This window comes from Streptomyces sp. 5-10, assembly GCF_014712245.1.
Classification (GTDB): domain Bacteria; phylum Actinomycetota; class Actinomycetes; order Streptomycetales; family Streptomycetaceae; genus Streptomyces; species Streptomyces violaceusniger.
In genome coordinates this window covers 113,068-120,752 of record NZ_JACVYG010000030.1, presented here as the reverse complement: position 1 = coordinate 120,752, position 7,685 = coordinate 113,068, and the positions used below count along the sequence as shown (strand labels likewise).

At 67.9% G+C, this 7,685-nt stretch carries 9 protein-coding genes and 1 pseudogene; 4 read left to right on the top strand and 6 right to left on the bottom strand.

Annotated elements, in window-relative coordinates; all coding sequences use genetic code 11:
• Positions 1-160: 160 nt before the first annotated feature.
• Positions 161-415, top strand: a complete 255-nt coding sequence (locus tag IEJ02_RS28985) for a hypothetical protein (protein ID WP_191067526.1) — start codon at positions 161-163, stop codon at positions 413-415.
• On the top strand, positions 412-786 hold the full coding sequence (locus IEJ02_RS28980) for a PIN domain-containing protein (protein WP_191067525.1): 375 nt from the start codon (positions 412-414) through the stop codon (positions 784-786). The genes IEJ02_RS28985 and IEJ02_RS28980 overlap by 4 nt, the downstream gene beginning before the upstream one ends.
• A 72-nt stretch (positions 787-858) precedes the next feature.
• Here IEJ02_RS28980 and IEJ02_RS28975 read toward each other — a convergent pair whose 3' ends face one another.
• The 4 genes from IEJ02_RS28975 to IEJ02_RS28960 all read right to left on the bottom strand — a co-directional run bounded on the left by IEJ02_RS28975 (position 859) and on the right by IEJ02_RS28960 (position 3,559).
• A complete protein-coding gene (locus IEJ02_RS28975; protein WP_191067524.1) occupies positions 859-1,677 on the bottom strand; it encodes a DUF6193 family natural product biosynthesis protein in 819 nt (272 codons plus the stop codon).
• A 292-nt stretch (positions 1,678-1,969) separates the two neighbouring features.
• Positions 1,970-2,488 carry a DUF6233 domain-containing protein gene (locus IEJ02_RS50475; protein ID WP_191067523.1) on the bottom strand — a complete coding sequence of 173 codons (519 nt, stop codon included), beginning with the start codon at positions 2,486-2,488 and terminating at the stop codon, positions 1,970-1,972.
• 2 nt (positions 2,489-2,490) lie between these two features.
• A complete protein-coding gene (locus tag IEJ02_RS28965; protein WP_191067522.1) occupies positions 2,491-2,829 on the bottom strand; it encodes a DUF8825 domain-containing protein in 339 nt (112 codons plus the stop codon).
• Between the two features lie 376 nt (positions 2,830-3,205).
• Positions 3,206-3,559, bottom strand: a complete 354-nt coding sequence (locus IEJ02_RS28960) for a MerR family transcriptional regulator (RefSeq protein WP_191067521.1) — start codon at positions 3,557-3,559, stop codon at positions 3,206-3,208.
• Positions 3,560-3,621: 62 nt separating this feature from the next.
• Between IEJ02_RS28960 and IEJ02_RS28955 the strand changes: the two genes are divergently transcribed.
• On the top strand, positions 3,622-4,344 hold the full coding sequence (locus IEJ02_RS28955) for an SDR family oxidoreductase (RefSeq protein WP_191067520.1): 723 nt from the start codon (positions 3,622-3,624) through the stop codon (positions 4,342-4,344).
• Positions 4,345-4,441: 97 nt separating this feature from the next.
• Positions 4,442-4,582: pseudogene (locus IEJ02_RS48980) on the top strand (dienelactone hydrolase family protein); the annotation flags it as partial.
• A 186-nt stretch (positions 4,583-4,768) separates the two neighbouring features.
• On the opposite strand, the gene IEJ02_RS28950 reads toward IEJ02_RS48980, so the two are convergent.
• Both IEJ02_RS28950 and IEJ02_RS28945 read right to left on the bottom strand, forming a co-directional pair.
• Positions 4,769-5,740 (bottom strand): Tn3 family transposase, encoded by a 972-nt coding sequence (locus IEJ02_RS28950; RefSeq protein ID WP_191067519.1) that lies wholly within the window; start codon positions 5,738-5,740, stop codon positions 4,769-4,771.
• Positions 5,737-7,626 (bottom strand): DUF4158 domain-containing protein, encoded by a 1,890-nt coding sequence (locus IEJ02_RS28945; protein ID WP_191067518.1) that lies wholly within the window; start codon positions 7,624-7,626, stop codon positions 5,737-5,739. The genes IEJ02_RS28950 and IEJ02_RS28945 overlap by 4 nt, the downstream gene beginning before the upstream one ends.
• Positions 7,627-7,685 lie beyond the last annotated feature (59 nt).

Genomic DNA, 7,685 nt, shown 5'->3' with positions numbered 1-7,685 from the left:
CTCCGCGCCCACAACTGAGCACGGACAGCCGACCCCCGCGGTCATGGTGACCGGGGCCGCCCAGATCACTCGCAACTCGCCCGCTGCCCAGACGGCCTGTCCTCGCAGGGGGTGCACACGGATCACTCCGCACAGGGTTCTACCGGCGGTAGAATGAAGTATGAGCAAGCCGACGAGCATCAAGACCAGCGAGGCAGTCCGTGACCGGCTGCGCATCCTCGCGGAAGAGCGCGGTACGACCATCACGGAACTGCTGGAAGAGCTTGCGGGCCGTGAGCTGACCGGGGACGAGCGGGAGCAGCGGGCCCTCGAGGCAGCCCGCGAGCTCGGTATCGACTACACCGAGCAGGTTCAGCGCGTCGGGCAGGACGCGTGGGAGCGGATCCGCGCCCACCAGGGCGGCGCCGCCGCATGAGCCTGACGGCCGTCCTGGACCACACCGCGCTGACCGCCCTGTACCGAGCGGACCCCTTCTTCACTGGCCTGTACATCGAAGCCTCCCGCGGCACCGGCCGCGTCCTGATTCCGTCACTTTCGGTTCTGGCCGCCGAGCGACAGGCATCCGGGGCCGGGGCGCATGCCGTGACTCTGCGCTTCGCGGAAGCCATCCCCTTCACCACCGACCATGCCGCTGAAGCGATGGACTGGCCGGGCCTGGACTGGCCAGTGACGCACCCCGCGGCGATCGCCTGGCAGGCGGCCAAGGCAGGTGAGCCTGTCACGGTCCTCTCACTCCAACCCGAGCTCTACGCAGGAAGCGGCATCACCCCGTTGAACCCCATCTGAGACTTCAGCGGCGTTCGCGGTACTGGTCCTTGTACTGGGTGATGTCGGTGCCGTCGATGGTCTCCATCAACGTCATGGCTGCGTCGACCTCGGAGTCGGAGATGTCGACGGGCCCTGACGCTGATCGTTTGCGGTGCCTTCGACAGCAGGCCCGCAGTTCGCGGGAAGCGAGCTCATCACCATGGCGATAGCCGCAGCCGCGGTGTCAGCTTCACCGATGACCGTCCCACGAGAAGGACCGCAGACGCGATACCGGCCGTCGTTCAGCGGATCGATGAACGGCACGTCCCATGAGTACGGGAACCCGGTGCAGGTCGTGAAGTGAAGTGACCAGTGGCTGGTGAACGGATACAACTGCCGCAGCTTAGGTTCGGCGGACGCGGCCTTGGCGAGTTCAAGTGTCTGGCGGGCGAGGTCGCCCCGGTCGGCCTCTTGGCGCAGGTCCTCCAGGAGAAGTCGCCACTGCACGGTGACCGCTGCGGCTGGACCGCGTTCATGCGCTTCGGCCAGCTTGCTCACCTCGATGAAGGGAGCGACCTCCTGGATCTCGCGGAGTTTGGCCCCGTTACGCCAACCTGCCGCGGCTCGGGCCAGCTCGCCCAGATCGGAGGTTGACCCAGAGAGCAGCTGAACCCCTTGGCGCAGGCCATTGACGTTGAACCAGCGGCTCTCCGCCCCGATGAAGATCCAGCAAGGTTCCCGGCCAGCGGCTGTGCTGGCGACCCCAGCTGACCGCAGTGGGTCTGACTCGTCGCACAGCACCACATCGAGATCGAGGCCCTGCTCGGCAGCTGCCAGTTCCAGAGCCGCGGCAAGACTGCCGGCAGCCGCAAGGTCCGGATAGAGATCAGGGTCGGCGGGAGCGGCAGGGCGAGGGGAATTTGAGGTCACCGCCGGAGTCTGCCGTCTGTGCTGAGGAAATGGCCACCCTGGTGAGACGGATCCCCTATGCCACGCGGTGAGACTGGTCGCAGAGCACCAGGTCAGCGGGCTGCCTCATGCCACGAGTCAAGAGATCCTACAAGCCTGAACACGCGAGCGGCAGAGTGCCCAGCTCAGCCCGCTGTCCGCCGGACGCAGACTCTGGGCGCGCAGAGGCGGCCGACGGGCGATGCCGGGGCCGCCGCCTTCAGGACGCCGGGAGATGGCGGGCATCGCAGGCAGCGCACGGTTCGCTGCCNCTTCAGGACGCCGGGAGATGGCGGGCATCGCAGGCAGCGCACGGTTCGCTGCCCGGCCGGGTGAGCTCGCGCAGCGCCTGGTCGAGCGTGAGGTCCGCGTCGCCGGTCGGTAGCCAGCACGATTCGTGGTGGATGACCCGGCGCCCGGGGCCGCCGGCGGGCGCGGGCAGGTGCTGCACGCTCCACCGGCCTGCCGGGGCGGCGGGGGAGGAGTGGGGCGGTCGGGCTGGCCGGTGTTTCCGCCGGGTCGGTACGGCGGAGTAGTCGGTGCCCTCGATGGCGCTGATCAGGCGGGCGGGGACGCGCATCACGATCGAGTCGGGCTCGACCGTGATGCGGTTCGGCAGCTCCACCTCGGCCCAAACGGGCAAACGGACCTCGTACCACCAGCCGCCCCCGGCGCCGCGGTGGTCGAGGCGGCCGATGACCTGGGCTGTGACGCTCTGGCCGTCAGCCAGCTCGACCCACGCCGGAGGCCCGGGGGCGTCCGGGTCCGGGGTGTCGGGGCTGAAGGCGTCCACGGCTACGCGGCGGGTGCGGCGGCGTGGGTGTGCTTGAGCTGCATCCGCGCGGTGACGAGGTCCGGGCCCTCGAAGTTTGCCCAGAAGGTGTGGGTGACGACGGTGATGGTCAGCTCCCGCTGCCGGTCCCGCAGCCGCTGTACCTCCTTCTGGTCCTCCTCGGACCAGCCGTCGGACGCGGGGCGCTGCCATGGGCGCCAGATGTCGGGGTCACTGAATCCCGGGTGCGGCTCAACGGACCATGGAAGGCCCTCGAGGAGTGCGGTGAGGGCGGCGGCGACCTGGTGGAGTTCTTCCTGCGCGGCGAGCAGGTCCGGGGGGAAGTCGTAGGCTCTGGCCATGGTCCGAATGATACGTCTGTTCGATTTACGCGCCCGGCGAGACGGCGCACGGAGTGTCGCCAGTTGTGACTGAGTGCTTCGGCTGGCCCCTGAGCGCTTGAATTGGCCCGTTGAGTGTCGCGGCTGGCCCGCAGGGTAGTGGTCGGATCGGAGACATCACCCGAGCCGCCCTCGTCCTCAACGGAATCTGGAAGTGATCACCGCTGAGAAAACCTCAGTGATGACTGTTCTGTTGCTCCCCGAGGCCGGTATCCGGCCCTCCGTCGAAGAGACGACCCCGAGTGCCGTCCGCCGCACCATCGTCGAAACACTTCCTGACCTGCGCGAACGCGAGGGGACACATCGGTGCGGCTACTCCACGGCGACGATCAGGTCGCTACACCGTTTCGCCGTAGCTGTCGGCAGCCGTGATGAGCTGGTCGAGCCGGACGAGGGTAGCCGTCATCTCCTCGACTCGGGCCGCGAGGCGGTCACGCTCGGTGCGAAGCATGCGCCGCTGCGGGACCGTGGCGCGGCCGTTGTTCACGCAGGGCAGCAGTGCCGCGATGGCCCGGCTGCTGAGGCCGGCCGCGTAGAACTGCTGGTACAGGCGTACCACCTCGACGGTGTCCTCGGTGTAGCGGCGCTGTCCCGACGGTGTGCGCTCCGGGCTGAGCAGACCCTGTTCCTCGTAGTAGCGCAACGCGCGCACGCTCACACCGGCCCGCCGCGCGACCTCGCCGATCTTCATCGCCCCATGTCCCCTTCCCGCGCTTGACTCTCACGTCGGCGTGAGGTTTTAGCGTAGCGGGCATGGACATTCGAAACGAGATTGCGCTGGTCACAGGCGCCAACCGCGGTATCGGACACAGCTTCGTCGCCGAGCTGCGGCGCCGGGGCGTCAAGAAGATCTACGCGGCCGCCCGCAGGCCGGAAACCCTCCCCGACCTCCCCGGCATCGTCCCACTGGCGCTGGACGTCACCGACGACACGTCCGTGACCCGAGCCGCGGCCGTCGCCGCCGACACGACACTGCTCATCAACAACGCCGGGGTGTCGACCTTCGCCAGGCTCACCGACGGCGCGGAGGACGACATCCGGCGGGAAATGGAGACGAACTACTTCGGCCCCCTGCGGATGGTGCGTGCCTTCGCGCCGGTCCTGGCCGCCAACGGCGGCGGTGCCGTGCTGAACGTGCTGTCGGTCATGGCCTGGATGGCCTACGAGCACTCCAACAGCTACGGGGCGTCCAAGGCCGCGGCCTGGGCGCTCACCAACGGCATCCGCTACGAACTCGCCGGCCAGGCCACCCAGGTCACCGCGCTGGTCATGGCCAGCGTCGACACCGACATGATGGCCGGCATCGAGGACGAGAAGTCGCACCCCGACGTGATCGCCCAGCGAGCCCTGGACGGCGTTCAGTCCGGCTCCCTGGAGGTCCTCGCCGACGATAGGACCACACAGTGGAAGGCCAGGCTCAACGAGGACCCGGCCCTGCTGTACCCGCACCTGGCCGCACCCGCTGCCCGGGCGTGAGCCGCACAAGCGCATGGCACACACACTGACGAACTTGGCCGCTCTGGCTATTCAGTGAAATGGGATGGGGTGGCCCCGCTGAGCGGGCCACCCAGCTGTCAGCTACACCTCCGAGATCTACCCCGGCACCATCCACGGCTTCACCATGTCCGACACCGACGCTTTTAGCGCCTCCGGGCTGAAGCGCCACTGGGACCACCTGCTCCCTCTCTTGGACCGTACCCTGGGCAACAGCTGAGGCTCCGGCTCGGAAACCAAACCTGAAGTACACGGCTCTGCGCCCGCTGGCCAATGCCGCCTGAGGCCGCACCCGCATCGAGAACGGCTGGTGATCCACCGTAGTCGCAGGACCGCCCCCGCTAGCGCGAGGGCGGCCCGCCCGTTTCAGGCCGCAGTGCCGAAACCAGCTGCAGCTAGGTCCTGCTCACGCAGCGGGGTGAAGTCGACGTCGAGTTTCGGGTCGTACGCCTCGGGCGTTCGTGAGCAGCGCGTTGAACTTCATCGCCTTCTCCTGCTCGACCGGGTCGTTGTCGGCGATGACGCCGCGGTTGCCGAACCCGAGCCACTGGGAGAAGCCGTTGAACGCCTCGACCTTGTTCGTCGCCGCGGTCACCCGTCGCCGCAGCGGGGCATCGGAGAGGTAGCGCAGCAGTTGGACGGTGCGGATCACGCGGCCGACCTCGCGGAAGGCGGCGTAGGTGGCGTTCTTCTTGGAGCCCGAACGCAGCCTCTTGAGCAGCGTGGACGATGAGATCGCCCCCTCCCGTACAGAGACCGCCACCTTCATCAGGTGCCGGAACTGGGACTCGATCAGGTCCCAGTCGATGACGTTCTTCCCCACCTCGCCGAACAGCGCGTCGATGTGCACGTACTCGGTGGTCTTGCTGGGCCGGTAGAAGGTCAGGCCCTTCCAGTTCCTGATCCTGGGCATGAGGTCGAAGCCGAGCAGGTGCGCGAGCGCGAACACCGGCTGGGACTGGCCCTGGGTGTCCGCGTGCACGGTGGTCGGCTTCACCTCGGAGGAGTTCTTCAGCAGGCCCTCGATGATGTAGACGGCCTCCCACACCCCGCACGGGATGAAGTGCGTGAACAGCGCGACGTAGGTGTCCGAGATGTGGTGGTAGGCGATCCCGCCCGGCTTTCCGTACCGCACCGACGTCTCGGCGGGCAGATTGTCGAGGTAGGTGTCCATGTGAGTGCCGTCGGCCGCCACCGTGGTGCCGTCGCCCCACGCCTGGGAGATGTCCAGGCGGACGTGCGCGTTGACCAGGTCGGCGATCGCCTCGTTCAGCAGCACGATGGAGAAGTGCCGGTTGGCCACGTACGCCAGCTCGTGCCCGCTCACGCCGGGGATGTGCCGGGCGGCCTCGTACGGGCCCACGTTGGTGCCCTTCACGAAGGTCTCGCCGAGGGCCGCTGCCCCTCCGAGCGATGCGGCTTCAGCGACGGGATACCGGTCTCGGGGTCGATGACCAGGCCCTCGTTGTCCGGGTACCCGGCATCCGCCGCCGCGGCGGCCGCAGTGAGCTTGTCCTCCAGCTGCCGGCGGAAACGGGCCGCGTCGAACCCGTCAGTCTCGCCTTCCTCGCACAGGCCGACCTCGACCAGATAGGTGCCCAGCCTCTCCTTCACGACCTCCCAGCCCAGCAACTGCTGAGACCAGTCCGCGTACTCCTCCGAGCCGACCACCGCGACGTCGCCGGTGCGCAGCTCCTCGGCGAGCGCGGTGAAGACCATCGCCTCGAAGTGCTTGCGCACGAACTGCCCCGTACGGGTCTTGTCGACCACGGCCTTGCGCCAGTTCTGCGTGGCGAAGGAGATGTCCACCTCCTTGCCCTCCTCGTCGAAGGCGGTGATGTACTCGCCACGGGCGCCCTGGTGCCGCATCGCGTGCGCGAGCGCGTCCAGCACCGTCCGGTCGTCCGACGTGGCGGTGAACTCCAGCTTCTCGGTCAGGTCGAACATCACCGCGCGGTCCCGGCCGATCTGCCCGTACAGCAGCACCTCCCAGAAGTTGCCGTGATGGGCGGAGACCTTCTCGATCTGCTCGTACTGCTGGTCGAACCCGCCGAGCTCCTCCACCGTCTTCGTCACGGCGCCGAGCCCGCCGGCCTGCACCAGCAGGGCCTTGGCCATCGCCAGGACTGTCGGAGAGACCTTGCCGCCCAGCCGCTGGGCGACCTCGTCCACCGGCGCCTCGTCGTCCAGGCCATCCAGAGACTCACGGACTTCGGCGGTCATGGCCGCGGCCTTCTGAACCGCTTCCTGGGCGGGGCCACCGTCGTCAATGTTCTTGAGCACGGTGCGGTAGTTCCCGATCAGGGCCTCGACGATCTCCCGCTCGGCGAGCCGGATCGCCTCCAGCTCCTCCTTGGCCCTCTTGATCTTCGTCGCGACACGCTTGGTGAACATCGTCGCCAGGTCGTCGCGGACCCGCATCCTCGCCTTGTGCGTGAGGCACGCGATCAGCGCGATCTGCTTGATGAGGGCGTAGTCCCGCAGTTCCGAGGCATCCGCCGCGTCCGCTTCCCCGGCGAAGTCGGTGATCTTCCCCGTGGCGACCGACTCCATCCACAGCGACGTGTCGCCGAGCTCGTCCAGCCAGTCCAGGCGCTTGGCCAGGTTCTTGAAGTGCGACCAGGTCGGCCCCTTGGCAGGCTTCTTCAACCGGTTGAACAGCGTCGTGCCGTCCGAGTCACGCTCCTCCAACAGCCGCAGCAGCCCGGCCCGCTGAACGGGGATCATGCGGTCGTGGATGCCCTCGCGGATCGAGGCGTTCACCTCGGTGCGGATCTTCGAGGCCATCTTGTCGAAGGTGGAGAACCCGGGCAGTTCCAGCCCGGCCTCCACGACCTTCTCCAGCGCGATGTTGATGAGGTCCGCGGGCCGGTTCTTCGCCGCGGCCTCCTTGCGGATCGACCGTTCGACGATCCTGCGGGCCTCGCCCTGGTCGTACTTCACGCCGACCTTCTTGCGGACCAGGCCCCGGTGGTGCTTGGCGGTCCGCTCCGCCCGGTACAGCGGCACCGTACCCTCCGGCAGCTCCACCTGGCGCCGTACGAACTCCACCACCTGCTCCGGCACGTCCTCCAGTGTGGGGAAGCAGCCCATGCGCTGGTACGACTTCAGCATCAGCAGCAGGGCCAGCAGATGCTCGTCACCATCTGTGGCATCGGCCGCCCACTGAAGCTCATCGCGAGTCGGTGAGAAGAACAGATGCAGTTCGTGCGCGGTGATCAGCCGCTTGAACCGCGGGTACGCGGTCCGCTCGATCGAGGTCACAATCCCGCCCCGGGCCCAGACGACAACAACATCACGACCAACGACACTGAGCCGAACGG

Excerpts from the sequence above, each read along its gene's own strand:
- IEJ02_RS28980 (WP_191067525.1), top strand. The coding sequence starts at position 412 with ATGAGCCTGACGGCCGTCCTGGACCACACCGCGCTGACCGCCCTGTAC.
- IEJ02_RS28955 (WP_191067520.1), top strand. The coding sequence starts at position 3,622 with ATGGACATTCGAAACGAGATTGCGCTGGTCACAGGCGCCAACCGCGGT.
- IEJ02_RS28960 (WP_191067521.1), bottom strand. The coding sequence starts at position 3,559 with ATGAAGATCGGCGAGGTCGCGCGGCGGGCCGGTGTGAGCGTGCGCGCG.
- IEJ02_RS28985 (WP_191067526.1), top strand. The coding sequence starts at position 161 with ATGAGCAAGCCGACGAGCATCAAGACCAGCGAGGCAGTCCGTGACCGG.
- IEJ02_RS28965 (WP_191067522.1), bottom strand. The coding sequence starts at position 2,829 with ATGGCCAGAGCCTACGACTTCCCCCCGGACCTGCTCGCCGCGCAGGAA.